This is a genomic window from Aeromonas fluvialis (assembly GCF_000819885.1).
Taxonomy (GTDB): Bacteria; Pseudomonadota; Gammaproteobacteria; order Enterobacterales; family Aeromonadaceae; genus Aeromonas; species Aeromonas fluvialis.
Genome location: NZ_CDBO01000007.1, coordinates 1 through 612, shown reverse-complemented (window position 1 = coordinate 612; position 612 = coordinate 1). Strand labels below are relative to the sequence as shown.

Below are 612 nucleotides of genomic sequence, written 5' to 3'. Positions count from 1 at the left end.
ATCCTGACACGGGGGGTCAGGTTGCCATCCGTGCAGAGGACCGAGTCAGGGGCTAGCAACGGTTTTAGCGTCGGTTCGATTTGGGAAAGACTCTTGCCCAGCAGCACAACATCACTCTCCCGTCCATATCGGTCCAAGGCGATTAATACCGCTACCAAGGGTACATGACCATGCCCTGTCCCACCATGGTGTCTGGCAGGCCGCGCCAAATGGCAACGCCCTTTGAATGACTCGGGGACAAATATTTCGTCGGCCTCCACTATCCCCGCCAATCGGCGCGCCCGGGTCGTCATGGCGTAGCGCAGAAAACAATGTCGCGAACGAAACGCGGTTTTCAAGTTGATACCACATTCCCTCGCGACTGCTCGCAGTGAGAGGCCTCTGCTGAGGCAGTCGGCATAAGCCGCCCATTTGTGCTTATGAATGATGAAGCCCGCCAGTGCGAAACCATCCAACTGATTAAATGTCTTGCCACATGCCTTGCAGCGGTAACGCTGCTGACCGCGAGAGCGTCCCCAATGAATAACACGGGATGAATCGCAGCAGGGACACACAGCGGGCGTTGCACCGTGTTCGGCCAACGCCTGGTGCAGTGTAAGCGCCGTTAAATCG

The 612-nt window shown here is 57.0% G+C and carries 1 protein-coding gene; it reads right to left on the bottom strand.

Going from position 1 to position 612, the window contains the following annotated elements; genetic code table 11:
* A partial coding sequence (locus BN1125_RS19820; RefSeq protein WP_425283619.1) for an IS1595 family transposase occupies positions 1 to 554 on the bottom strand: 554 nt, incomplete at its 3' end.
* Positions 555 to 612 lie beyond the last annotated feature (58 nt).